The 23,753-nt window shown below is 69.9% G+C and carries 18 protein-coding genes, 1 pseudogene and 1 riboswitch; of the genes and pseudogenes, 12 read left to right on the forward strand and 7 right to left on the reverse strand.

What is annotated here, in order from left to right; all coding sequences use genetic code 11:
* Positions 1-146: 146 nt before the first annotated feature.
* The 3 genes and pseudogenes from ACIO9J_RS27280 to ACIO9J_RS27290 form a co-directional block, all read right to left on the reverse strand.
* Positions 147-1,334: a cystathionine gamma-lyase gene (locus ACIO9J_RS27280; RefSeq protein ID WP_402004854.1), complete on the reverse strand. Its 1,188-nt coding sequence runs from the start codon at positions 1,332-1,334 to the stop codon at positions 147-149.
* A 4-nt stretch (positions 1,335-1,338) separates the two neighbouring features.
* Positions 1,339-1,845: pseudogene (locus tag ACIO9J_RS27285) on the reverse strand (low molecular weight protein-tyrosine-phosphatase); the annotation flags it as partial.
* An 8-nt stretch (positions 1,846-1,853) separates the two neighbouring features.
* Positions 1,854-2,234 carry a phage holin family protein gene (locus ACIO9J_RS27290; protein WP_402004857.1) on the reverse strand — a complete coding sequence of 127 codons (381 nt, stop codon included), beginning with the start codon at positions 2,232-2,234 and terminating at the stop codon, positions 1,854-1,856.
* A gap of 83 nt (positions 2,235-2,317) precedes the next feature.
* Here ACIO9J_RS27290 and ACIO9J_RS27295 point away from each other — a divergent pair, with 83 nt between their 5' ends.
* The 4 genes from ACIO9J_RS27295 to ACIO9J_RS27310 all read left to right on the forward strand — a co-directional run bounded on the left by ACIO9J_RS27295 (position 2,318) and on the right by ACIO9J_RS27310 (position 4,801).
* Positions 2,318-2,635: a cupin domain-containing protein gene (locus ACIO9J_RS27295; RefSeq protein ID WP_402004859.1), complete on the forward strand. Its 318-nt coding sequence runs from the start codon at positions 2,318-2,320 to the stop codon at positions 2,633-2,635.
* A gap of 343 nt (positions 2,636-2,978) precedes the next feature.
* The gene (locus ACIO9J_RS27300) at positions 2,979-3,200 is read left to right on the forward strand and encodes a DUF5326 family protein (protein ID WP_402005421.1); all 222 of its coding nucleotides are present in this window, start codon (positions 2,979-2,981) and stop codon (positions 3,198-3,200) included.
* A 334-nt stretch (positions 3,201-3,534) separates the two neighbouring features.
* The gene (locus ACIO9J_RS27305) at positions 3,535-4,260 is read left to right on the forward strand and encodes an IclR family transcriptional regulator (RefSeq protein ID WP_402005424.1); all 726 of its coding nucleotides are present in this window, start codon (positions 3,535-3,537) and stop codon (positions 4,258-4,260) included.
* 103 nt (positions 4,261-4,363) lie between these two features.
* Entirely contained in the window at positions 4,364-4,801 is a 438-nt protein-coding gene (locus ACIO9J_RS27310) for an SsgA family sporulation/cell division regulator (protein ID WP_402004861.1), read from the forward strand.
* A gap of 304 nt (positions 4,802-5,105) precedes the next feature.
* Here ACIO9J_RS27310 and ACIO9J_RS27315 read toward each other — a convergent pair whose 3' ends face one another.
* Positions 5,106-6,515, reverse strand: coding sequence for a YibE/F family protein (locus ACIO9J_RS27315; protein WP_402004863.1), 1,410 nt, complete (start codon positions 6,513-6,515; stop codon positions 5,106-5,108).
* Between the two features lie 71 nt (positions 6,516-6,586).
* Positions 6,587-6,746, forward strand: a riboswitch (TPP riboswitch).
* Here ACIO9J_RS27315 and thiC point away from each other — a divergent pair.
* From thiC to ACIO9J_RS27330, 3 genes are all read left to right on the forward strand, one after another.
* Positions 6,739-8,526: a phosphomethylpyrimidine synthase ThiC gene (gene thiC / locus ACIO9J_RS27320; RefSeq protein ID WP_402004866.1), complete on the forward strand. Its 1,788-nt coding sequence runs from the start codon at positions 6,739-6,741 to the stop codon at positions 8,524-8,526. (Overlaps the previous riboswitch by 8 nt.)
* A 103-nt stretch (positions 8,527-8,629) precedes the next feature.
* Entirely contained in the window at positions 8,630-9,352 is a 723-nt protein-coding gene (locus ACIO9J_RS27325; protein ID WP_402004868.1) for a hypothetical protein, read from the forward strand.
* Positions 9,349-10,383, forward strand: coding sequence for a hypothetical protein (locus ACIO9J_RS27330; RefSeq protein ID WP_402004871.1), 1,035 nt, complete (start codon positions 9,349-9,351; stop codon positions 10,381-10,383). The genes ACIO9J_RS27325 and ACIO9J_RS27330 overlap by 4 nt, the downstream gene beginning before the upstream one ends.
* Here ACIO9J_RS27330 and ACIO9J_RS27335 read toward each other — a convergent pair whose 3' ends face one another.
* The 3 genes from ACIO9J_RS27335 to ACIO9J_RS27345 form a co-directional block, all read right to left on the reverse strand.
* Positions 10,384-11,274 carry a hypothetical protein gene (locus tag ACIO9J_RS27335; RefSeq protein WP_402004873.1) on the reverse strand — a complete coding sequence of 297 codons (891 nt, stop codon included), beginning with the start codon at positions 11,272-11,274 and terminating at the stop codon, positions 10,384-10,386.
* Between the two features lie 180 nt (positions 11,275-11,454).
* Positions 11,455-12,510 (reverse strand): metallophosphoesterase, encoded by a 1,056-nt coding sequence (locus tag ACIO9J_RS27340; protein ID WP_402004876.1) that lies wholly within the window; start codon positions 12,508-12,510, stop codon positions 11,455-11,457.
* A 219-nt stretch (positions 12,511-12,729) separates the two neighbouring features.
* Positions 12,730-13,851 carry a LacI family DNA-binding transcriptional regulator gene (locus ACIO9J_RS27345; RefSeq protein ID WP_055551272.1) on the reverse strand — a complete coding sequence of 374 codons (1,122 nt, stop codon included), beginning with the start codon at positions 13,849-13,851 and terminating at the stop codon, positions 12,730-12,732.
* 499 nt (positions 13,852-14,350) lie between these two features.
* Here ACIO9J_RS27345 and hisC point away from each other — a divergent pair, with 499 nt between their 5' ends.
* The 5 genes from hisC (at position 14,351) to ACIO9J_RS27370 (ending at position 23,639) form a co-directional block, all read left to right on the forward strand.
* Positions 14,351-15,430: a histidinol-phosphate transaminase gene (hisC, locus tag ACIO9J_RS27350; protein ID WP_402004880.1), complete on the forward strand. Its 1,080-nt coding sequence runs from the start codon at positions 14,351-14,353 to the stop codon at positions 15,428-15,430.
* A gap of 280 nt (positions 15,431-15,710) precedes the next feature.
* The gene (locus tag ACIO9J_RS27355; RefSeq protein WP_402004883.1) at positions 15,711-17,255 is read left to right on the forward strand and encodes a cytochrome ubiquinol oxidase subunit I; all 1,545 of its coding nucleotides are present in this window, start codon (positions 15,711-15,713) and stop codon (positions 17,253-17,255) included.
* A 19-nt stretch (positions 17,256-17,274) separates the two neighbouring features.
* On the forward strand, positions 17,275-18,279 hold the full coding sequence (gene cydB, locus ACIO9J_RS27360) for a cytochrome d ubiquinol oxidase subunit II (RefSeq protein WP_402004886.1): 1,005 nt from the start codon (positions 17,275-17,277) through the stop codon (positions 18,277-18,279).
* Positions 18,280-18,327: 48 nt separating this feature from the next.
* Positions 18,328-21,831 carry a thiol reductant ABC exporter subunit CydD gene (gene cydD / locus ACIO9J_RS27365; protein WP_402004889.1) on the forward strand — a complete coding sequence of 1,168 codons (3,504 nt, stop codon included), beginning with the start codon at positions 18,328-18,330 and terminating at the stop codon, positions 21,829-21,831.
* A gap of 71 nt (positions 21,832-21,902) precedes the next feature.
* Positions 21,903-23,639, forward strand: a complete 1,737-nt coding sequence (locus tag ACIO9J_RS27370) for a GAF domain-containing sensor histidine kinase (RefSeq protein ID WP_402004892.1) — start codon at positions 21,903-21,905, stop codon at positions 23,637-23,639.
* Positions 23,640-23,753: the final 114 nt, after the last annotated feature.

The following is a 23,753-nucleotide window of genomic DNA, read 5'->3' on the forward strand; positions in this document are numbered from 1 at the left end:
CTAGCGTGATTGGACACTGACACAGAGTCAACTAGCCTTGTTGGCGCGGTTCTTCGCGCGCGGAACCGGAGCGGTCCGAGCCACGAGGGGGGAGGCTCGGACCGTTCGTTGTGCGTAGGGCGTGCGTCGAAGCGGCTACCGCGAGGTCAGTCCGCCGTGACGGCGGACTCGTCAAGGGCGCGCAGGACGTCCGCCACCAGGTCCGTGGGGTCTTCCGCGCCCGCCGAGAGGCGGATGAAGCCCTCGGGGACCGCGTCACCGCCCCAGCGGCGGCGGCGTTCGGCCGTGGAGCGCACGCCGCCGAAGCTCGTCGCGTCGTCGACCAGGCGCAGGGCGGCCAGGAAACGCTCGGCACGCGCGCGCGTGGGCAGCGTGAAGGAGACCACGCACCCGAAGCGCCGCATCTGCTGCGAGGCGATCTTGTGCGAGGGGTCGTCGGGCAGGCCGGGGTAGCGCAGGCCCGTGACATCGGTGCGGGTGCGCAGGGCCTCGGCGAGGGCCAGGGCGTTGGCGTTCTGACGGTCGGCGCGCAGCTGGAGCGTGGCCAGGGAGCGGTGCGCGAGCCAGGCCTCCATCGGCCCGGGGATGGCGCCGACGATCTTGCGCCAGCGCCGTACGGAAGCGGTCAGCTCCGCGTTCCGGCAGGTGACGTAGCCCAGGAGGAGGTCGCCGTGGCCGGTGAGCATCTTGGTGCCGCTCGCCACGGAGAAGTCCGCGCCGAGCTCCAGCGGGCGCTGGCCGAGCGGCGTGGCCAGGGTGTTGTCGACCGCCACCAGGGCACCACGCGCGTGTGCCGCTTCGGCGAGCCGGCGCACGTCGCACACGTCGAGGCCCGGGTTGGAGGGCGTCTCGATCCACAGGAGCTTGGCGCCGTCCAGGACGTCGAGCTGGGCATCGCCGCCGGTCGGGGCGGTGCGCACCTCGATGCCGTACGCGATGAGCTGCTCCTTGACGAGCGGCAGCACCTGGTAGCCGTCGTCCGGCAGGACGACCACGTCACCGGCGCGCAGCTGCGAGAAGAGCACCGCGGAGATCGCGGCCATCCCGGAGGCGAACGTCAGCGTCTCGACGTCGTCGGCACCCGGCGCCTCCAGCTCGCCGATGGCGCGCTCCAGGTGCGTCCAGGTGGGGTTCTCGTCGCGCGCGTAGGCGTATCCGCCGGTGGGATCACCGGGCAGGTGGAAGTGGGCCGCGAACACCGGTCCGGGCAGCGTCGGTTCGTGCTTCACCGGCTCGGGGAGACCGGCCCGCACCGCGCGGGTGCCGTCGCCGACCGGCGCGGGGCCCTCGCCCGCCGGACTCGATCCGTCGCCTATCGGTGCCGATTCCGTCATGCCGCCGCCTTTCCACCGCTTCCCGTACGACGTCGAGCAGTCCTTCGCTCGCCGCCTCCACCATTCTCAGGCACTCCTCGAACCCGTCGAACTCCCCGTAGTAGGGATCGGGCACGTCCGGGTCGTCGGCGGCGGGGTCGTACGAGCGCAGCAGCCGCACCTTGTCCGCGTCGTCCGGGGTCGGCGACAGGCGGCGCAGCGCCCGCAGGTGGCCGGAGTCCAGGGCGATCACCAGGTCGAGCCGCGCGAACCAGTCGGCCTTGAAGCGCCGGGCCAGGTGCGCGCTCCGGTAACCGGCCTCCTGTAGGACGGCGACGGTGCGCGGATCGGCACCGTCCCCTTCGTGCCAGCCGTCGGTGCCCGCGCTGTCCACCTGGACCAGGTCGCCGAGACCGGCCTCCTCGACCCGCGCGCGGAAGACGGCCTCCTCGACCCGCGCGCGGAAGACGGCCTCGGCCATCGGCGACCGGCAGATGTTGCCGGTGCAGACGAAACAGACGGAGTAGGGCATCGGGCGGGTCAGTCCTTGTCGTCGGGGAGGACGACGTTCATGGCCCAGGACACGATCGAGATGACCAGGCCGCCCAGGACGGCGGTCCAGAAGCCGTCCACGTGGAAGGGCACGTCGAACTTGTCGGCGAGCCAGGAGGTGAGCAGCAGCATCAGGGCGTTGACCACGAGCGTGATCAGACCCAGGGTCAGGATGAACAGCGGGAACGTGAGGACCTTCACCACCGGCTTGACCAGGAAGTTCACCAGGCCGAAGAGCAGGGCGACGACGATCAACGTCCCCACCTTCTTGCCCGTGCTGTCCCCGGTCAGGGTGATCTTGTCGAACAGCCACACGGCGACGGCCAGAGCCGCGGCGTTGGCGATCGTCTTGACTACGAAATTCTTCATGTGTCTGATCGTGGCAGACGTAGGTCTGGAGCGGTCGGTCGAGCACCACCGGTTCACGAGCAGGGCAAGGGGCGTACGAGGCGATGAAGGCATTCCGACTGGACGAGCTGGAGGCGGAGCGCGCCGCCAACGACGGCGCGTATCTGCAGTTCCTGCGGGAGCGGAACATGTCGGTGGGGCTGTACGCGCTCGACGCAGGGGAGTCCGACCCGCAGCAGCCGCACGGGCAGGACGAGGTGTACATGGTCGTGAGCGGCCGGGCCTCGATCACGGTCGGCATGGAGACCACGGCGGTGGCGCGCGGCAGCGTCGTCTATGTGCCGGCGGGCGTGGCCCACAAGTTCCACCACATCAGCGAGGACCTCCGGGTGCTCGTCGTCTTCTCCCCTCCGGAGGGCTGAGCCGCCGCTTCCCTCCAGGGGACTGAGCCGCCGCTCCCTTCCCGGGGCTGAACGGCCGCTCTCCTCCCGAGGGCTGAGCCGCCAACTCCGCGAAACCGCCAGGTCCGCGAACTTCCAGGTCTTCAAACCTCTGGGTCCCGCCCCTGTTCCGACCTCTCCCGATCCCCCGGGGGTCTGATCGGATCAGGGCTGCGACCTCGGGGTTCTCTCAGGGTCAGGTCAGGGGAGGACGGGGGATCCGAGGCCCCCACGGAGCCCTTTGGCCACCTAGCATCGAATGCAGGAAGACGGGAACCTGCGGAGATATCAGGAACCCGCACGGATGCGGAGAGAGGTAAGGACGATGGCGGCCAAGGAGATCTTTTCGGGAATGCCGTGGTGGGTGAAGTGGATCGCGGTGCCTGTCATCGCCCTGGTCGTGTTCGGCGGTCTGATAGCGAGCGTCGTCGGTTTCGTCGTCGCGCTGCTCTTCAAGGCGCTGATATTCGTCGCCCTGGTCGGTGGACTCATCTATGTCGTACGGAAGTTCATATCCGGCTCGTCCTCGTCGCGCAGCGACTGGTGATGTTCCGCGCGGACGTTTCGCCCGACCGGCGTTGGCGCCACGGCGGTTGAAGCGTGTTCGTCCGAAGTGCGTTCGGTGCGTTTTCGCAACGGTTCCCTCGGCAGGGGGAAGTTTCCCCGCGGGACGTCATCACGCGCTGACCAAGGGTTAGAGTCCGAAAACCGACGCGGGGGTACGAGCCCCGCGCACGGGTGCCCGGCCCTCTCCCGTGTTGCTCCGGGCCGGGGCGGACCCCCACGCGCTTCGGGAGTGAACCTTGGCCGCGGTCGACCTCACCCGCTCACTGGCGGACACCAGCAGTACGCCCACCGGCGCACCCACCCTCATCGGCTCCGTGCAGCGGGCGATGCGGCTGCTGGAAGCCGCGGCCTCGCATCTGCACGGCGCCCCCGCCAAGCAGTTGGCCCGTGAGGCGGGACTCGCCCTTCCCACCGCGTATCACTTGCTGCGCACCCTGACCCACGAGGGCTATCTGCGCCGCGACAAGGGGCTGTTCGTGCTCGGCGAGGCTGCCGAGCGGTTGAGCAGCAGCGGGGCGCAGCAGAATCGCCGCGGCACGATCCGGGAGGCTCTGGAGCACTGGCGCGACACCATCGGCGTCCCGCTGTACTTCGCCGTGTACCGCGAGGGCGAGATCGAGCTCGTGGCCGTCGCCGACACTCCGAGCAACCCCGCGGTCCACGAGTGGGCGGACTTCCGTGAGACGGGACATGCCCACGCGATCGGCCAGTGCCTCCTCGCCCAACTCGACGATGAGGCACGCCAGGACCACATCGACCGCTACCCGGTCCGTTCGATCACGCGCTACTCGGTACGGGACGACCGGACGCTCCTGCGCAGGCTCGACGCGATGGGGCGGATGCGGCCCGTCGTGGAGCGTCAGGAGTACGCGCTCGGGACGGTTTGCGCCGCGATTCCGATCACGGTGGGGGACACCGCGGCGACCTTGGCCATTTCCGTTCCCTTGAGCCAGGCGGAGCGGCTGCTTCCCGCCGCGGAGCGATTGCAGAGCGAGATCGGAAAGCTACTAAGGACACTCGCCTTCTCTATCAGCATCTGAAAACTCACTCCTTGTGATCTGGTGTGCACGTTAAGCAAGATGCCAGGAGTGTCAGGGAGTTGGTTCCTGGCCACTCGAGGGCTAAGCGACGGGGTAGGGCGCGATGGGCGAGTCGGTGCAGGCAGAGGTCATGATGAGCTTCCTCGTTTCCGAGGAGCTGTCGTTCCGCATCCCGGTGGAGCTGCGCTATGAGACCGGCGATCCCTATGCCGTGCGGCTGACGTTCCACCTGCCCGGGGACGCCCCGGTGACCTGGGCGTTCGGGCGGGAGCTGCTGGTCGACGGGGTGGGCAGGCCGTGCGGTGACGGCGACGTGCGCATCGAGCCCACCGACCCCGAGCTGCTCGACGAGGCGCTGATCAGGCTTCAGGTCGGCGGGGACCAGGCGCTGTTCAGGGTGGGCATCCCGCCGCTGCTCGCGTTCCTCGACCGTACGGACAAGTTGGTGCCGCTCGGGCAGGAGCGGGCGCTCGCCGACTTCGACACGCATCTCGACGAGGCGCTCGACCGCATCCTCGCCGAGGAGCAGAACGCGGGCTGAACCGCCGTCGTCAACGGGCGGGGGTGAATGGCGGATTGATGCATTTCACGGCATCCGCAGCGGCGCACTCGCCTCCCGGCGGCGCTCACAGGCACGGCTGACAGCAACACCCGATACCAACACCGAGAGCAACGCACGACTAGCAACGCACGGCTAGCAGCGCCCGACGCCGGCATCACGCTGAACACCGCCCGCCCCAGCGCCATCCGCCCCAGCGCTGCCCGCCTCGACACGTCCCAGCCCCATCCGCCTCAATACCGCCCCTCAACACCACACCGCCCCCAAGAAACACCCCGGTCAGAACTCACCGCTTCCGGCGCCGCCCCCTGCCCCCGCCCAGGGACGGCCGTGCGGCACCGGCAGCGGGGCTGGAAGCAGGACCGGCACCGGCACCGGCAGCCGGACCGGGGACCGCGCCGGCCGGTCCCGTCGAGCGGTCCGCGGAGACCACGAGTGCGGCCAGCGCGGTCGTCACCGGCACCGACGCGACCAGGCCGATCGAGCCGATCAGGGTGCGGACGATCTCCTCGGCGACGAGCTCGCTGTTGGCGACTGTGCCCACGCTGGACTGTGCGATCGAGAAGAGGAGCAGCAGGGGCAGCGCAGCGCCCGCGTAGGCGAGGACGAGGGTGTTGACGACCGAGGCGATGTGGTCGCGGCCGATGCGGATGCCCGCGCGGTAGAGGCCGCGCCAGCCCATCGTCGGGTTGGCCTGGTGCAGTTCCCAGACCGCCGAGGTCTGGGTGACGGTCACGTCGTCGAGGACGCCGAGCGAACCGATGATGACGCCCGCGAGCAGCAGACCGCTCATGTCGATGGACGGGTACAGGCCGTGGATGAGCCCGGTGTTGTCGTCCGTGTTGCCGGTCAGCGCTGCCCAGCCGATGAAGAGCGAACCGAGCAGTCCGATGAGGAGGAGAGAGATCAGCGTGCCGAGGACGGCGACCGAGGTGCGGGCCGTGAGTCCGTGGCACAGATAGAGCGCGATCAGCATGATGGCGCTCGCCCCGATCACCGCGACGACCAGTGGGTTCGAGCCCTGGAGGATGGCGGGCAGGATGAAGAACGTCAGGACCATGAAGCTGATGGCGAGCGCGACCAGAGCCATCAGACCGCGCAGCCGGCCCACCACGACGACGGCGAGCGCGAAGATCCCGGCGAGCAGCGCCATGGGGATCTTGCGGTTCACATCGGTGACGGAGTACTGGAGCCCCTCGGGTGCCTTGGGCTCGTAGGCGACCACCACCTGCTGGCCCGTGTGGAGTTGGCGCGGTGAGTCCGGCTGGATGATCTCGTGGAAGGTGCGGCCCTCGTCCTTGCCGCTGCTCACCTCGATCGTCGCCTTCTTGCAGACGCCGTCGGCGCGGGACTGCGCGGACTGGCCCTCGGCGGTGGAGGTGTCGCCGTTGGGCGGGGTCTGCGAGGCGTTGAGGTCCTTGCACGGGAGTTCGAGGATCTTGGTGACCTTCGCCGACTGCATCTGCCGGTCGAAGCCGACGCCGGTCCGCTCGTGCGCGGGCGCGCCGCCGGGCCAGAGCACCATGAGCCCCACGACCACCGCGGTGGCGAAAGGAATCAGCACCGCGGCGATGACCTTGCGCAGGTGCTTGGAGACCGGCGCGGCAGGGCCGTGACTGTGGGAATGCCCGTGTCCGTGGCCCCCATGAGGCGGTTCGGTGACGGGCGGCTGGGACGGCGGCTCTGTGGTGGTCACTGCCCGATCATCGCAAGAACGGAGGGGGCCCTCTGTTCAGCGCGCCCGACATGACGCTAGCGTGGAGCCACCTTTGCAATCGCGGGAGCTCGGAGCACCGGGCTGAGAGGGCGCTGACCTTCGTACGCAACGGCACGAACGAATCGTGCACGAGCCGTACGGAATCCGCTGCGTCGACCGCCGAACCTGTTACCGGGTAATGCCGGCGTAGGGAGTAGGTCTCATGACCACATCGGACGCACGCACGCCTGCCTCCAGCTCGCCCGAGGGCGCTGAGGCCGGGAAGTCCATCGGCTGGCACAAGGCGTATGTCGAGGGCTCGCGCCCCGATCTGCGGGTGCCGGTCCGCCAGGTGCACCTCACCAACGGCAAGGCCGTCACGCTGTACGACACCTCGGGTCCCTACACGGACCCGTCGGCCGAGACCGACGTCCGCCGCGGCCTGCCGCCGCTGCGGGAGAACTGGATCATCGCCCGCGGCGACACCGAGGAGTACGCGGGCCGCCCGCCCCGTCCCGAGGACGACGGCATCAAGCACACCTCGCCGCGCGGCGGCCTGAAGAACCTCGACGCGGTCTTCCCGGGCCGTCCGCGCCAGCCGCGACGCGGCCGTCAGGGCCAGGCGGTGACGCAGCTCGCGTACGCAAGGCGCGGCGAGATCACGCCCGAGATGGAGTTCATCGGGATCCGCGAGAACCTCGACCCCGAGGTGGTACGCGCCGAGGTCGCCGCGGGCCGCGCGGTGATCCCGGCGAACGTCAACCACCCGGAGATCGAGCCGATGATCATCGGCAAGAGGTTCCTGGTGAAGGTGAACGCCAACATCGGCAACTCCGCGGTCACCTCCTCCATCGAGGAGGAGGTGGACAAGATGACCTGGGCTACCAAGTGGGGCGCCGACACGGTCATGGACCTGTCCACGGGCCGCAACATCCACACCACCCGCGAGTGGGTCCTGCGCAACTCCCCCGTCCCGATCGGCACCGTCCCGCTCTACCAGGCCCTGGAGAAGGTCGACGGCAAGGCCGAGGAGCTGACCTGGGAGATCTACAAGGACACGGTCATCGAGCAGGCCGAACAGGGCGTGGACTACATGACGGTGCACGCGGGCGTGCGCCTTCCGTACGTCCCGCTCACCGCGCGCCGCAAGACCGGCATCGTCTCGCGCGGTGGTTCGATCATGGCCGCCTGGTGTCTGGCGCACCACAAGGAGAGCTTCCTCTACGAGCACTTCGAGGAGCTGTGCGAGATCCTCGCGGCGTACGACGTGACGTACTCCCTCGGTGACGGCCTGCGCCCCGGTTCCATCGCGGACGCCAACGACGAGGCGCAGTTCGCCGAGCTGCGCACGCTCGGGGAACTCAACACGATCGCCAAGCGTCACAACGTACAGACGATGATCGAGGGCCCCGGGCACGTCCCGATGCACAAGATCAAGGAGAACATCGACCTTCAGCAGGAGATCTGCGAGGAGGCGCCGTTCTACACGCTCGGCCCGCTGACCACGGACATCGCACCCGCGTACGACCACATCACGTCCGGCATCGGCGCCGCGATGATCGGCTGGTGGGGCACCGCGATGCTCTGCTACGTCACGCCCAAGGAGCACCTCGGCCTGCCCAACCGCGACGACGTGAAGACCGGCGTCATCACGTACAAGATCGCGGCGCACGCGGCGGACCTGGCCAAGGGGCACCCGGGCGCGCAGGACTGGGACGACGCGCTCTCGGACGCGCGCTTCGAGTTCCGCTGGGAGGACCAGTTCAACCTGGCCCTCGACCCGGTCACGGCACGGGAGTTCCACGACGAGACGCTGCCGGCCGAGCCCGCGAAGACGGCGCACTTCTGCTCGATGTGCGGGCCGAAGTTCTGCTCGATGAAGATCTCGCAGGACATCCGGCGTCAGCACGGCGGTGACCTGGACTCGGACGACATCGAGGCGGGCATGGAGCAGAAGTCCAAGGAGTTCGCCGCGGCGGGCAACCGGGTCTATCTGCCGATCGCCGACTGAGCGAACTCCCGCCCGTGGGCAGGACCGTAGACGGGCGTGTCCGCAGAGTGCCATTCTCCTGAGACCACACAGTTCAGGGCATAGGTGCCATAGGTGGTGCGATATGGCGACATCTCTGCGGACACCCCGGCCGGCCGTTCTCCTGCTCCTGAGTCTTCTGTGCCTGCCCACCGCGGCCTGCGGGGGCGACGGCGACGACGGGAGCGGTGGATCGAGTACGTCCGGAGGCGGGGTCGCCGCTTCCGGGGGCGGCGTCGTCGACGGCGGCACGACCACGGGAGGCTCATCCACCGACGGCTCAGCCACGGACGGTTCGACCACCGGCGGTTCGACCACCGATGGTTCGACCACGGCCGGTGGCACGGGCAACTCCGGAGGAGACAACGGGGGCAACGGGGGCAACGGCGGTGACGACGGTGGCGGCGGAAAGGTGCCGACCTCGCCGCTGCACATTCCCTCGATCAACTACAGGGGACGGCCGTTCGACGCCGTCACCGACTTCGGCAAGCAGACCTGGCAGCTGATCCAGAACGACGTCCGTACCGCCTGCAAGGACGGCACGGTCTGTCTCCGGCTCGAACGGCAGTACAGCACCAGCCTGCCCCCGGCCGACACCGCCGACGTCGAAGAGTGCGGCTTCGTGGCGATCTCCCCGGCCGCGGGCACGGAGGTCGACCGTGACTCCGTCCTGACGATCATCGGCCTCGGCCCCTGCGCGGGCGGCACACCGGGCGGCGGCTCCCCGCCCGACGGCTCACCCCCTGACGGATCCCCGCCCGCGGACTCCGTCTCCGTCTCTCCGCCGTCCATCGCTCCCGCTCCATGACCGCACAGGAGCCGGCCGAAGGCACGCTCGGCATCCAGCAGTTGTGGACGATCGTGGGCACGATCATCGCCCCCACCAGCATGATCACGGCCCTGCTCTACTACTTCGGCTGGCACCACGCCTATTGGTTCTTCGACTACTTCGGCGTGAACTCCACCGTCCTCGGCTTCGGCACGACCGACTATCTGCTGCGCAGCCTGGACGCGCTCTACGTGCCCCTCCTGGTCGCGGCGGGCGTCGCGCTGCTCGCCTTCTGGGGCCATGACCTGCTGCGCAGACGCCTCACGGCCGGTGCGGAACTCCGGCTGCTGCGGCGTGCGTTGCCCGTCGTGACCGGCGTCGGCGCGCTGCTCACGCTCGGCGGCTTCTGGTCCGTGTTCGCCCCGGGGTTCTTCCTCCGCGGCATCCTCGTGGCGGCCCCGCTCAGCCTGTCGGGCGGCGTGCTGCTCCTCGCGTACACGCTCCACCTGTGGCGTACGCTCCCCGGCCTGCCACCGCCGGTCGACGACACGGACGACGCCACGGATGACGACACGGACGACGGGGAGGACACAGACGAGGCCGAAGACGGCAGCACGGAACCGCCGATCCCGCTTGCGCTTCCGGCAGCGTCCCCACCGAGCCCCCGCCCCGCCGCGGCCGCGCTCGCCGAGTGGGGCGTCGTCCTCGTGCTCGTGGGGCTCGGGCTCTTCTGGGCGGCCAACGACTACGCGGCCGCCGTCGGTGAGACCAGGGCGCGCGAGTTCGTCGCGGGCCTGCCCACCTATCCGTACGCGATCGTCTACAGCGCGGACAGTCTCAGCCTCACCGCACCGGGAGTGCGCGAGACCCGCTGCCGGGACCCCAAGGCCGCCTATCGCTTCCGCTACGACGGGCTCAAGCTCATGCTGCAGTCCGGGGGGCAGTACGTCCTCGTGCCCGAGCGCTGGTCCCGGGCCCACGGCGTGGCCGTACTCCTTCCCCGATCCCCTGCCGTGCGCCTCGAGTTCGCGCCGCCGCTCGCCGGCAGCGGCGCCTCGATGACGTGCTGATTACTCCGGTTTGTGATCGGGCCCGCCGAAGTCCGGGCTGGAGAAGTCGGGGCTCGAGTAGCTCGGCCGCGGACCCGCCGTCGGGCCGCCGTCCGGGCTGCTGAATCCCGGCCGGTGATAGCCGAGTTGGGGCATGCGGCTGCTCCCCGCATCGGATCCCGACGTCAGAGTGCGGGCCGCGCGGCTCGTACGCGGGTCCGTCAGGGCCTCCCGCAGGAACGGCACGATGCCCCGCTCCAGAAGTGCCCGGCCCCAGGCTTCCCTGGCCCGGTCCACCTCCTTGTAGCGCTCGCCGTGCGGTCCTGCCGCCTGGAGCGAGGTGGACCCGTTGCGCAGGGCGGTCAGGAGCAGACCGACCGCGGCGACCAGGATGCCCCCTGCGGTGAGCGCGCCGAACAGCCATCCCGCGGTGAGCAGGGTGTCCGCGAAGGCGGGCTCGGGGTTGAGCATCTTCAGGATGTAGCCGACGAGCAGGAAGATCGCGGCCGCCGTCCCCGCGAGGACGGGTGCGAGGACCGCGACGACGGCGATCGCCCCGGCTCCCGCTGCCGCTGGTTCGGCCACCTCACCCATCGTGGTGGCGAGGCTGACGCCGCCGGAGCCCGACTCCGCGGCGCTCTGTCCACTCCCTTCACGGATCGACGTGGACGTCGGTCGAGGTTCGCGCAACTCCTCGCGAACCTTCACGTAGTGCGCGTACTCGGTCGCTGCCGCGGCCGTGATCAGTGCTGTCGCGTTCAGGGCCATGGTGCGCAGTTGTTCGGTGTTGAGCCGCTGGCCCACTGCGGCGAGTTCCGGTCGGTCAGGTGCGGTGCGCAGCGCCTCATCGAGGATCCGCTCATACTCGGGGCGGTCCTCATTGAGCAGGTGTGGAGCGCTGTTCATGTGCATCCCCCGATGCTCCGTAGGGCTAGGGCTCGCATGGCTACGAGCCGTTGGGCAGAAACGGAGGGGAGCCTGCTACGGATAAGCCGATGGTAGAGCCGTGACGGCACGCGGTGACAGGGGGTTTCCAGAAATAGGCCCCCTGGCCAGCGTGATCCTGTAAGGGGGCCCCTGCCCAACTAATGCTCAGATACCCAGGGGGAGTTGTTGGACCAGTAGCTTTCCGGCCATGGTCACTCCGCCGTCCATGGCGATGGCGAGGCCTTCCGCGTAGACGTGCGGTCCCTCGATGACCGGACCGCCCCCGTCCGACTCGTCCTCGGAGCCGACGTCACCCAGGAGGTAGGGGATAGGGCTGTGGCCGTGCACGATGCGCGTGCCGCCGTACATGTCGAGGAGTTCGCGTACGGCCGAAGGTCCCGACTCGTCGCGGAAGGCGAAGCGCTTGGTGAACTTCCGGAAGAGGTCCCAGCACTCGTCGGCGTCGTTGCGCGTGAGGGTCTCGCGGATCGTGTCGTTCACCGCTTCGATCGAGTCACCGTAATCCAGGTAGGCCGTCGTGTCGGAGTGCACGAGGAGATGGCCGTCGGCCTCCTCCATCGCGTCAAGGCGGGCCATCCACTGGAGGTGGTGGTCCTCCAGGCGCTCCATGTCGGTCTTCTGGCCGCCGTTGAGCAGCCAGGCGGCCTGGAAGGTGGCGGTGCCCGCGCCGGAGTTGACGGGGGTGTCGCCGAAGCGTTTGGCGCCGAGCAGGAGCAGCTCGTGGTTGCCCATGAGCGCCTTGCAGTAGCCGCCGGCGGCCGCGGCCTCCGCGGAGAGCCGCATCACGAGGTCGATGACGCCGATGCCGTCGGGCCCGCGGTCGGTGAAGTCGCCGAGGAACCACAGCCGTGCGTTGCCCGCGGACCAGTTGCCCTCCGCGTCGATGAGGCCCTGCTCCTGGAGGGCGGCCACGAGCTCGTCGATGTACCCGTGGACATCGCCGACGACGTACAGCGGGCCGTGTTCCTCGCTCACCCGCGGCTGCGGCGGTTCCGGCATGACCTGCACCTGGACGGTGTCCCCCCGGTTGATGACCGGCAGATCGCGCTGGGTGGGGGTGTAGCCGTCCTGCGACGGTTCACCCCCTCCGGGGGCGCTCTGCTGAGGGTTCCCGGTGGTCTCATGAACGTACGCGGGTACGCGGAAGTCGCGCAGCGTCGCCGTCCGCACATCGGGTCCCTGACCGGCCCCCTGAGTCATCGACCCCTCCACCACCATTGCGCCGCATCTGCACCGAGATCGGACTGCCTGGTCGCAGCGGCCCTCGGTGTCGTCCGCCCATCATAGGAATGCGGCTCCCGCTGTGTGGTGCACCAGGGGTGGTCAATCGATGCTGAACCCCAGTTCACCGCGGTTTTCTCCCGAATTGGGCAGAGGTTTCCCCACTGGTGGGGTACCTCTGCCCGGTCGTCCGCGGGGTCAGCCCTGGCCGGAAGAGCGGGGCGGGCTGACGGTCGTGCGCGGCGGACGTCGCTCGGACGAGGTGCGCACGATCAGTTCGGTCGGTATCACCTGCTCGACCGGACGCCCCGCGTCGAGGCCCTCGATGGCGTCGATGAGGAGCTGGACGACGGCCGTGCCGATGCGCCGCGGCTTGAGGGAGAGCGTAGTGATGGGCGGTTCCGTGGTCGCGTACACCGTGGACTCGCTGCAGCAGACGAGCAGCAGGTCGTCGGGGACGCGCAGGCCGTAGCGCCGGGCGGCGGCGAGCAGATCGGTGCCGTTGGGGTCGAAGAGGCCGTAGACGGCGTCGGGCCTGTCGGGTCTGGCGAGCAGCCGGTCGGCGGCGACGGCGCCCGCGCAGGGGTCGTGGGCGGGGTAGGACTCGTAGACGGGATCCTGGCCGACGCGTTCGCACCAGCGCAGATAGGCGGTCGTGGACAGATGGGTGTAGGTGTCCGTGGTGGTGCCGGTGAGCAGGCCGATGCGGCGTGCTCCGGCGGCCGCGAGGTGGTCGAGGATCTCCAGGACCGCGGCCTCGTGGTCGTTGTCGACCCAGGCGGTGACGGGCAGGGACCCCGCGGGGCGCCCGTCCGAGACCACCGGCAGGCCCTGTCTGACCAGCTCGCTGACGACCGGGTCGTGGTCGGAGGGATCGACGACGACGGTGCCGTCGAGCGCGACGTTCGACCACACGTCGACCGGGCTGCGGCGCGAGGTCGCCGGCAGGATCACCAGCGCGTAGCCGCGGGCGAGCGCGGCGGACGTGGCGGCTCTGGCCATCTCCGCGAAGTACGCGAACTCGGTGAAGGTGAAAGGTTCATCCCCGTACGTCGTCACGGTCAGGCCGATGAGGCCCGACTTGCCGGTACGGAGCGTGCGGGCCGCCGCGGACGGGCGATAGCCCAGCCGTTCTGCGACCTCGCGGACGTGGCGTCGGGTGGCGTCGGGCAGCCGACCCTTGCCGTTGAGGGCGTCGGAGACAGTCGTGATGGAGACACCGGCGGCGGCGGCCACGTCTCTGATGCCCGCTCGACTCTGCCGGTTGCCCCGGCGGGCGGTCTCCGCTCGGCTCACCTGGTGCTTCCCTGCTGCTGTCATGGCGAGCCGATAGTAGGGCTCATGGGGGTGGGTAGGGCGGGCGCATATTCACTCGTTGACAGGCACGTTTCTGCATGGTCTACAGGGGTCAATTTCCTTGGATTGTAAGGGAGTTGACGCGATCGATGGACAGCTGCCCCTGATCGTCGCGCGCGGGCCTGCCAAATGCGCGAGGTCTCGAAGAGGTCTCAACTCACCTTCACGAGGGATGCGCGCCACGGAGTGAGCCACCGGCGCGTGGACGGAAGCGGGGCGCTCCCCCTCCGCGCGCGCCGTCGCGCACGGATCGCGCGGGCCGGGCGCGGGCGGGCGTGGGTGGATCTTCCGCTCCGCCACGGACGGATCTCCGGCCCCGTCGCGGATGGATCTCGGGCCCTGCTGCGGACGGATCTCCGGCCCCGCCGCAGCCGGATCTCGGGAGGCCATTCGCAGCGGGGCGGAATCCTCATAAGGTGAGCAGTATTCGAACTGAGCCGGTACTGGTACGAGGAGGACTGCGGTGAGCGAGACGAGCCCGAGGCTGCGCGCCGAGCTGGAGGGTGTGCCCACCTACAAGCCCGGCAAGCCCGCGGCGGCCGAAGGACCGGTGGCGTACAAACTGTCCTCCAACGAGAACCCCTATCCGCCGCTCCCCGGCGTCATGGAGAGCGCGCTCGCCGCGGCCGGGTCCTTCAACCGCTACCCCGACATGGCGTGCACGGGCCTGATGGCCGAGCTGGCCGACCGCTTCGGGGTGCCCGTCTCGCACATCGCCACGGGCACCGGCTCGGTCGGTGTCGCGCAGCAGCTGCTCCAGGCCACGTCGGGCCCCGGGGACGAGGTCATCTACGCGTGGCGCTCGTTCGAGGCGTACCCGATCATCACGCAGGTCAGCGGCGCGACGTCGGTGCGCGTGCCGCTCACGGACGACGAGGTGCACGACCTGGACGCGATGGCCGACGCCATCACGGACCGGACCCGCCTGATCTTCGTCTGCAACCCGAACAACCCGACCGGCACGGTGGTCCGCAGGGCCGAGCTGGAGCGGTTCCTCGACCGGGTGCCGAGCGACGTCCTGGTGGTGCTCGACGAGGCCTACCGCGAGTTCATCCGCGACGCCGAGGTGCCGGACGGCATCGAGATCTACCGCGACCGTCCCAACGTCTGCGTGCTGCGCACCTTCTCCAAGGCGTACGGCCTCGCGGGCCTGCGCGTCGGCTTCGCGGTGGCCCACGAGCCGGTGGCCGCCGCGCTGCGCAAGACGGCGGTGCCCTTCGGCGTGAGCCAGCTGGCCCAGGACGCCGCGGTGGCCTCGCTGCGCGCCGAGGACGAACTGATGGGCCGGGTCGGCTCGTTGGTCGCCGAGCGCACCCGGGTGGTCGAGACGCTGCGCGGACAGGGCTGGACGGTGCCCGAGACGCAGGCGAACTTCGTGTGGCTGCGGCTCGGGGACCGTACGACGGACTTCGCGGCGGCGTGCGAGAAGGCCGGTGTGGTCGTGCGGCCGTTCGCGGGCGAGGGGATGCGGGCCACGATCGGGGAGACCGAGGCCAACGACATCTTCCTCCAGGCGGCGGAGGCGTTCCGCAAGGAGCTCTGACCTCGGTGGGCATGCCGTCGGCGGGGTCGCCGGCGGCGGCGTGCCGATGGCTTGCGGAAAGGTCCCGGAGGAGTCCCTCCGGGACCTTTCCGCGTTCCGGCCACAGGGATGGCGCGTTCCCGCCGGTAAGGGGGACCCCCCTCTCGGGGGCCGACAGTCAGTACGACATAATGCTTGTGAATGTGAACGCGTTCACAAGCGTGTCCCGGTTCCTCCGGAGATCAGTGGGATAAAAGGGGCAAACTGCCGCTATGACCACGGCGAGTAAGGAGAAGACGCAGTGGACCTGGCTCTAGCGCCGGAGACCCTGGCGCGATGGCAGTTCGGCATCACGACCGTCTACCACTTCCTGTTCGTTCCTCTGACGATCTCGCTCGCCGCCCTCACGGCGATCCTTGAGACGGCGTGGGTGCGGACCGGCAAGGAGCACTACCTCAGAGCCACCAAGTTCTGGGGCAAGCTGTTCCTGATCAACATCGCGATGGGTGTCGTCACCGGCATCGTCCAAGAGTTCCAGTTCGGCATGAACTGGTCCGACTACTCGCGCTTCGTCGGCGACATCTTCGGGGCGCCGCTCGCCTTCGAGGCGCTGATCGCCTTCTTCTTCGAGTCGACCTTCATCGGCCTGTGGATCTTCGGCTGGGACAAGCTGCCGAAGAAGCTGCACTGCGCGACGATCTGGATCGTCTCCATCGGCACCGTCCTGTCGGCGTACTTCATCATCGCCGCCAACGCCTTCATGCAGCACCCGGTCGGCTACAAGATCGTGGAGCGGGACGGCACCAAGCGCGCGGAGCTCACCGACTTCTCGAAGGTGCTCTTCCAAGAGACGACGATCGTCAACTTCGCCCACGTCATCTCGGCGGCCGTCCTGGTCGGCGGCGCCTTCATGACCGGCATCGCGATCTTCCACCTGCGCAAGAAGCAGCACATCCGCACCATGCGGATGTCGATGCGGCTCGGCCTGGTCACCGCGTTCGTCGGCACCCTGCTCACCGTCGTCAGCGCCGACACCCTCGGCAAGGTGATGTACGAGCAGCAGCCGATGAAGATGTCGGCCGCCGAGGCGCTGTGGGAGACCGAGAAGCCGGCGCCTTTCTCGCTCTTCGCGTACGGCGACGTCTCCAAGGGCCACAACGACGTCGCCATCGAGATCCCCGGGATACTGTCCTTCCTCGCCAAGAACAACTTCAGCGCCGAGATCCCCGGGATCAACGACCTGAACAAGGAGGCGCAGGACAAGTTCGGGCCCGGCGACTACCGGCCCAACATCCCCACCGCCTACTGGTCGTACCGCTGGATGATCGGCTTCGGCGGCGTCTCGATGGCCCTGTGCACCGCGGGTCTGTGGCTGACGCGCAAGAAGTTCTGGCTCGCTCCCGAGCACCGCACCGGCGCCGACGACGTGCCCAAGCTGATGCTCACCAAGAACAAGGAGCTGGCGCCGAAGCTCGGCAACTGGTGGTGGCGGCTCTCCCAGTGGACGCTGATCTTCCCCCTCATCGGTACGGCCTGGGGCTGGATCTTCACCGAGACGGGGCGGCAGCCCTGGGTGGTCTACGGGGTACTTCGCACCAGGGACGCGGTCTCGCCCGGGGTCTCGCAGGGCGAGGTGCTCACCTCGCTGATCGCCTTCACGCTCATCTACGCGATCCTCGCCGTGATCGAGGTGAAGCTGCTGCTCAAGTACATCAAGAAGGGTCCGCCCGAGCTGACCGAGGCAGACCTCAACCCGCCCACCAAGATCGGCGGACCGGGCTCGGGCAAGGGCTCCGGCTCCGGCTCCGACGACGACGCCGACCGGCCCATGGCCTTCTCGTACTGAAGGAAGGAGCGACGAGGACATGGAACTTCACGACGTCTGGTTCGTACTGATCGCCGTCCTGTGGATCGGCTACTTCTTCCTGGAGGGCTTCGACTTCGGGATCGGCGTACTCACCAAGCTGCTCGCCCGGAACCGGGTCGAGAAGCGGGTGCTCATCAACACCATCGGTCCCGTCTGGGACGGCAACGAGGTGTGGCTGCTCACCGCGGGCGGCGCGACCTTCGCCGCCTTCCCCGAGTGGTACGCGACGCTCTTCTCCGGGTTCTATCTGCCGCTGCTGATCATCCTGCTCTGTCTGATCGTGCGCGGCGTCGCCTTCGAGTACCGGGCCAAGCGGCCCGAGGAGCGCTGGCAGACCAACTGGGAACACGCGATCTTCTGGACCTCGCTGATCCCGGCGCTGCTGTGGGGTGTGGCCTTCGGCAACATCGTGCGCGGCGTGAAGATCGATGCCCACAAGGAGTACGTGGGCAACTTCTGGGACCTGCTCAACCCGTACGCGATCCTCGGCGGCCTGGTCACCCTGACGCTGTTCACCTTCCACGGAGCGGTGTTCGCCTCGCTCAAGACGGTGGGCGACATCCGGGTGCGGGCGCGGAAGATGGCGCTCGGGCTCGGGCTCCTCACGGCCGTCCTCGCGCTCGGGTTCCTGATCTGGACCCAGGCGGACAAGGGTGACGGCAAGAGCCTGATCGCGATGATCGTGGCGGTCGTCGCACTGGTCGGCGCCATCGTGGCGATCAAGATCGGGCGCGAGGGCTGGTCGTTCGCGCTGTCGGGGATCACCATCGCGGCGGCCGTCGCGATGCTCTTCCTGACGCTCTTCCCGAACGTCATGCCCTCGTCCCTGAACGAGGAGTGGAGCCTCACGGTCACCAACGCCTCGTCCAGTCCGTACACCCTGAAGATCATGACCTGGTGCGCCGGTATCGCGACCCCCGTGGTGCTGCTCTACCAGTCGTGGACGTACTGGGTGTTCCGCAAGCGGATCGGCACCCAGCACATCGCCGACGCCGCGCACTGAGTCCCTTTCTTCCTGCCTGTCCCCCGTCCTTCGGAGGGTGTGTTTCACGTGAAACCGATCGACCCGCGCCTGCTTCGGTATGCCCGCGCCACCCGCTTCTTCCTGGTCGCGGTGGTGGTTCTGGGGCTCGTCGGAGCGGGCCTGGTCATCGGGCAGGCGATGCTCATCGCCGAGATCGTGGTGGGCGCGTTCCAGAAGGACCTCTCCGCAGGTGACTTGAGCACGCCCCTGGTGCTGCTCGCCGTGGTCGCCGTGGGACGGGGGATCGTCTCCTGGCTGACCGAGCTCGCCGCGCACCGGGCGAGCGCGGCGGTCAAGTCGGAGCTGCGGGGACGGCTGTTGGAGCGGGCGGGGGAGCTCGGTCCCGGGTGGCTGACCGGGCAACGGACGGGGTCGCTGATCTCGCTCGCGACGCGGGGAGTGGACGCGCTCGACGACTACTTCTCGCGCTATCTGCCGCAGCTGGGCCTCGCGGTGGTGGTGCCGGTGGCGGTGCTCGCCCGCATCGTCACCGAGGACTGGGTGTCGGCGGCGATCATCGTCGTGACGCTGCCGCTCATCCCGGTCTTCATGATCCTGATCGGCTGGGCCACGCAGAACCGGATGGACCGTCAGTGGCGGCTCCTCTCGCGCCTGTCGGGGCACTTCCTCGACGTGGTGGCGGGCCTGCCGACCCTCAAGGTGTTCGGCCGCGCCAAGGCGCAGGCCGAGTCCATCCGCAAGATCACCGGCGAATACCGGCAGGCGACGATGCGGACCCTGCGCATCGCCTTCCTGTCGTCCTTCGCCCTGGAACTGCTCGCCACGATCTCGGTCGCACTCGTCGCGGTCACCATCGGCATGCGGCTCGTCCACGGCGAGATGGACCTCTACGACGGGCTCGTGGTCCTCGTCCTCGCGCCCGAGGCGTATCTGCCGCTGCGCCAGGTCGGCGCGCAGTACCACGCGGCGGCGGAGGGACTCTCGGCCGCCGAGGAGATCTTCGAGGTCCTGGAGACCCCGGCCCCGGCCGCCGGCACGGGCCCCGCGCCCACCGGTGCCCTCGCCTTCGAGGGCGTGACCGTGCGCTATCCGGGCCGGTCGGCGGACGCCGTATCCGACGTCTCCTTCGAGGTGGCACACGGCGAGACGGTCGCGCTCGTGGGGCCCAGCGGGGTGGGCAAGTCGACGCTCCTGAACGTGTTGTTGGGCTTCGTACGACCGGACGCCGGGCGGGTCCGCGTCGGCGACGTCGACCTGGCCGACGTCGCGCCGGAGCGGTGGCGCGAGCGGATCGCCTGGGTGCCGCAGCGGCCGCACCTCTTCGCCGGGACCATCGCGGAGAACGTCCGGCTGGCGCGGCCCGACGCGAGCGAGGCGCAACTGCGGGAGGCGCTGCGCTCGGCCGGGGCACTGACCTTCGTGGACGCGCTGGCCGCCGGGGTCGACACCGTGCTCGGTGAGGACGGCGCCGGGCTCTCGGCCGGACAGCGGCAACGGCTCGCCCTGGCACGGGCGTTCCTCGCCGACCGGCCCGTGGTGCTGCTCGACGAGCCGACCGCCGCGCTGGACGGTGGGACCGAGGCGGAAGTGGTCGACGCCGTCCGGCGGCTGGCTGTCGGGCGGACCGTGCTCCTGGTCGTGCACCGGCCCGCGCTGTTGGCTGTCGCCGGGCGGGTTGTGCGGCTTGATGCTCCCGTAGACGACGCTCGGCGACGGGGGTTGTGCCCACCCGTGCCGCCCAGCGGCACGATTGCCCACAACGGTGACGGCCCAGCTGTTCAGCCCGTTGAGACGGAGACTGTTGCCCCCGGAGGCCGCGTATTCGCCCGGGTGCGGCACGCCGCTCGCGCCCGGCGCGGTCAGCTGGCGCTCGCCCTGCTGCTCGGGGCCCTCGCGCTCGGCAGCGCCGTGGGGCTCATGGCCACGTCCGGCTGGCTGATCTCCCGGGCGTCCGAACAGCCGCCCGTGATGTACCTGATGATCGCCGTGACCGCGACCCGCGCCTTCGGCATCGGGCGTGCCGTCTTCCGGTACGCCGAGCGCCTGGTGTCGCACGACGCCGTGCTGCGGATGCTCGCCGACACCCGCGTCGCCGTCTACCGGCGCCTGGAGCGGCTCGCCCCCGCGGGCATGCGGGGCACCCGGCGCGGTGACCTCCTCTCCCGCCTGGTGGCGGACGTCGACGCCTTGCAGGACTACTGGCTGCGCTGGCTGCTGCCCGCGTCCGCCGCGGCCGTCGTGAGCGCGGGCGCCGTCGGCTTCACCGCCTGGCTGCTGCCCGAGGCGGGCGCCGTGCTCGCCGTCGGCCTGCTCCTCGCGGGCGTCGGCGTACCGCTGCTGAGCGCCGCCGTGGCCCGGCGCGCCGAGCGGCGCCTGGCACCCGCGCGCGGGGTGCTCGCCACCCGCGTGGCCGACCTGCTCACCGGGACCGCGGAGCTGACCGTCGCCGGTGCGCTGAAGCGGCGTACGGACAACGCGCGGGAGTCCGACGCCGTGCTGACCCGGATCGCCTCCAGGGGCGCCACCGCGACGGCCGTCGGCGACGGGCTCGGCGCCCTCGTCACCGGCCTCACGGTCGCCGCCGCCGCGCTCGTCGGCGTGCAGGGCGTGCACGACGGACGGCTCGGCGGCATCACGCTGGCCGTCGTCGTCCTCACGCCGCTCGCGGCCTTCGAGGCGGTGGCGGGTCTGCCGCTCGCCGCGCAGTACCGCCAGCGGGTCAGGAAGAGCGCTGAGCGCGTCTATGAGGTCCTCGACGCCCCCGTGCCCGTCCCCGAGCCCGCCGATCCCGCACAGGCGCCCTCGACGCCCTTCCCGCTGCGGGTCGAGGGGCTGCGCGCCCGCTACGAGGGTCAGGACGCCGAAGCGCCCGCGCTCGCGGGGGTGGACCTGACGCTGGAGCGGGGCCGGCGGATCGCCGTGGTCGGCCCTTCCGGGTCCGGCAAGACGACGCTCGCGCAGGTGCTGCTGCGGTTCCTCGGGTCGTACGAGGGGACGTACACGCTCGGCGGCACGGACGCGGCCGCGCTGGACGGCGACACCGTGCGCCGGCTCGTCGGACTGTGCGCGCAGGACGCGCACATCTTCGACAGCTCGGTGCGCGAGAACCTGCTCCTCGCCAAGCGCGACGCCACCGACGCGGAGCTCCGCGACGCCCTGGTCCGCGCGCGCCTCGACGACTGGGCCGACTCGCTGCCCGACGGCATCGACACGCTCGTCGGCGAGCACGGGGCGCGCCTCTCCGGAGGCCAGCGTCAGCGTCTCGCGCTGGCCCGCGCGCTGCTCGCGGACTTCCCCGTGCTGATCCTCGACGAGCCCGCCGAACACCTGGACCTGCCGACCGCCGACGCCCTCACCGCCGACCTGATCGCCGCGACCGAGGGCCGTACGACGCTGCTCATCACGCACCGGCTCGCCGGACTCGAAGCGGTGGACGAGGTGCTCGTCCTCGACGCGGGACGGGTCGCGCAGCACGGCACGTACGACGAGCTCGCCGCGCTCGACGGGCCGCTGCGGCGGATGCTGGAGCTGGAGCGGGCGGCGGATCTGCTGACGGCGGGGGCGCGCTAGGAGCCCGTCCGCGGGGCGGGGAAGGTGGCCTCGACTTTCCCCTGCAAATAGGACTTACTACGCTCAAAGGCATGTCAGCACCAGCGGCCTCCGCCGACTCCCCGTTCCCCGACGGCTCACCGGACTCGGCGGAGGCTGCCGCGCGGGCCACCCGCAGCCTCCAAGGGCTCTCGCCCGAGCTGACCTCACGGGTGCCGCAGCTGCTCGAAGCCATGCGCTCGGTCGGCACCGGACTCGAACTCCACACCACCCTGGACCGCATCTGCGAGACCGCGGCCGAGCTGGCGGACGCCCACTACGCCGCGATCGGCGTCGTCTCCGAAGACGGCGAAGGCCTCTCGGACTTCGTCTACTACGGCATCGATCCCGAGACGGCCGAGCGGATCGGACGGCTGCCCGACGGCCACAAGGGACTGCTCGGCGCCCTCATCCACCAGCCCAAGACGCTGCGCCTCGCCGATCTCTCCGCCGACCCGCGCTCCTGCGGCTTCCCGCCCCACCACCCGCCGATGCGGACCTTCCTCGGCGTCCCCATCCGCGTCCAGGGCGAGATCTTCGGGAACCTGTACCTGACCGAGAAGCGGAACGGGGCGGACTTCAACGACTACGACGTGCACATGGTGCGCGTACTCGCTACGGAGGCGGGCATCGCCATCGGAAACGCACGCCTCTACGAAGCGGCCAAACAGCGCGAGCGCTGGATCGACGGCTCCGTGGCGGTCACCACCGCCCTGCTGTCCGGCAGTGACGCGGAGGACGCGCTCGCGGTCGTCGCCGAGCAGGCCAGGCACCTCGCCGACTCGGCCGCGGGAATCGTGCTGCTGCCCGACGAGGAGGGCGGCATGGAGATCGTCGCCGTCTCCTCCGACGAACCCGGTGGAGCCTTGGGCGTGATCGTCCCTCCGGAGAGCCGCATCGTGAGTCAACTGCTCGAAGGGGAGGCCGTCTTCATCGACGACGCGGCGACCGACCCGCGCGTCATGACCGACCTGGCGCGCCACTACGGGCCCGTCATGATGCTGCCGTTGCAGAGCGACGGCAGGGTGCTCGGGACGCTCGTGACGCCACGCGCGCGTGGGGGACGTCCGTTCAGCGAGGCCGAGCGGACGCTCGCCGCGCAGTTCGCCTCGCAGGCCGCGCTCGCCCTGATGATGGCCGACGCGCAGCGGGACAGGGAGCGCCTCGCGGTCTACGAGGACCGGGACCGGATCGCCAGGGACCTGCACGACCTCGTCATCCAGCGGCTCTTCGCCACCGGCATGATGCTGGAGAGCGCCCAGCGCAGGTCCGTGGTGCCGGAGGTGCAGGTCGGCGTGGGCAAGGCCGTCGACGAGCTGGACGTGACGATCCAGGAGATCCGTACGGCGATCTTCGCCCTCCAGCAGGGTCCGGCCGAGGCCCCGTCGGGACTGCGCACCCGGGTGCTGCGCGAGATCAACATGGCCGCGGTGCCGCTCGGCTTCAAGCCCTCGCACCACTTCGTGGGGCCGGTCGACACGGTGGTCGGCGAACTGGCGGGCAAGAATCTCATCGCGGCCCTGCGGGAGGCGTTGTCCAACGCGTTCCGGCACGCGCAGGCCGCCCGCATCGACGTCGTCGTCGACTCCTCCGTGATCCTTCCCGACGGGCAGCAGGGGGTGCGGCTCACCGTCGCCGACGACGGCGTGGGCATCGCGGAGGGCGGCAGGCGCAGCGGCCTGAAGAACCTCAAGCGGCGGGCGGAGTCGCTGGGCGGCGACAGTTGGTACGGCCCTGGCATCGGCGAGGACGGCGGCGGCACGACGGTGGTGTGGCAGGCGCCCTACTGAGCCGGCCTTCTCCGTAGTGGGCCGGTGCCTCCGTAGAGGGCCTGTTCGGCGGTATGCGCGTGGGCCGTACGGGGCACCGTGCCCCCCGAGTGCACGAGTCGGACAGGACCCGCG

The organism is Streptomyces sp. NPDC087300 (assembly GCF_044744425.1).
In the GTDB taxonomy this organism is placed as follows: Bacteria; Actinomycetota; Actinomycetes; order Streptomycetales; family Streptomycetaceae; genus Streptomyces.

What these genes read in the sequence shown, in the direction of transcription:
- ACIO9J_RS27340 (WP_402004876.1), bottom strand. Translation starts at nt 12,510, where the DNA reads ATGACTCAGGGGGCCGGTCAGGGACCCGATGTGCGGACGGCGACGCTG.
- ACIO9J_RS27325 (WP_402004868.1), top strand. Translation starts at nt 8,630, where the DNA reads ATGGCGACATCTCTGCGGACACCCCGGCCGGCCGTTCTCCTGCTCCTG.
- ACIO9J_RS27295 (WP_402004859.1), top strand. Translation starts at nt 2,318, where the DNA reads ATGAAGGCATTCCGACTGGACGAGCTGGAGGCGGAGCGCGCCGCCAAC.
- ACIO9J_RS27335 (WP_402004873.1), bottom strand. Translation starts at nt 11,274, where the DNA reads ATGCACATGAACAGCGCTCCACACCTGCTCAATGAGGACCGCCCCGAG.
- ACIO9J_RS27300 (WP_402005421.1), top strand. Translation starts at nt 2,979, where the DNA reads ATGGCGGCCAAGGAGATCTTTTCGGGAATGCCGTGGTGGGTGAAGTGG.
- cydB (WP_402004886.1), top strand. Translation starts at nt 17,275, where the DNA reads ATGGAACTTCACGACGTCTGGTTCGTACTGATCGCCGTCCTGTGGATC.
- ACIO9J_RS27345 (WP_055551272.1), bottom strand. Translation starts at nt 13,851, where the DNA reads ATGACAGCAGCAGGGAAGCACCAGGTGAGCCGAGCGGAGACCGCCCGC.
- ACIO9J_RS27370 (WP_402004892.1), top strand. Translation starts at nt 21,903, where the DNA reads ATGTCAGCACCAGCGGCCTCCGCCGACTCCCCGTTCCCCGACGGCTCA.
- thiC (WP_402004866.1), top strand. Translation starts at nt 6,739, where the DNA reads ATGACCACATCGGACGCACGCACGCCTGCCTCCAGCTCGCCCGAGGGC.
- ACIO9J_RS27280 (WP_402004854.1), bottom strand. Translation starts at nt 1,334, where the DNA reads ATGACGGAATCGGCACCGATAGGCGACGGATCGAGTCCGGCGGGCGAG.
- ACIO9J_RS27330 (WP_402004871.1), top strand. Translation starts at nt 9,349, where the DNA reads ATGACCGCACAGGAGCCGGCCGAAGGCACGCTCGGCATCCAGCAGTTG.
- ACIO9J_RS27290 (WP_402004857.1), bottom strand. Translation starts at nt 2,234, where the DNA reads ATGAAGAATTTCGTAGTCAAGACGATCGCCAACGCCGCGGCTCTGGCC.
- ACIO9J_RS27310 (WP_402004861.1), top strand. Translation starts at nt 4,364, where the DNA reads ATGGGCGAGTCGGTGCAGGCAGAGGTCATGATGAGCTTCCTCGTTTCC.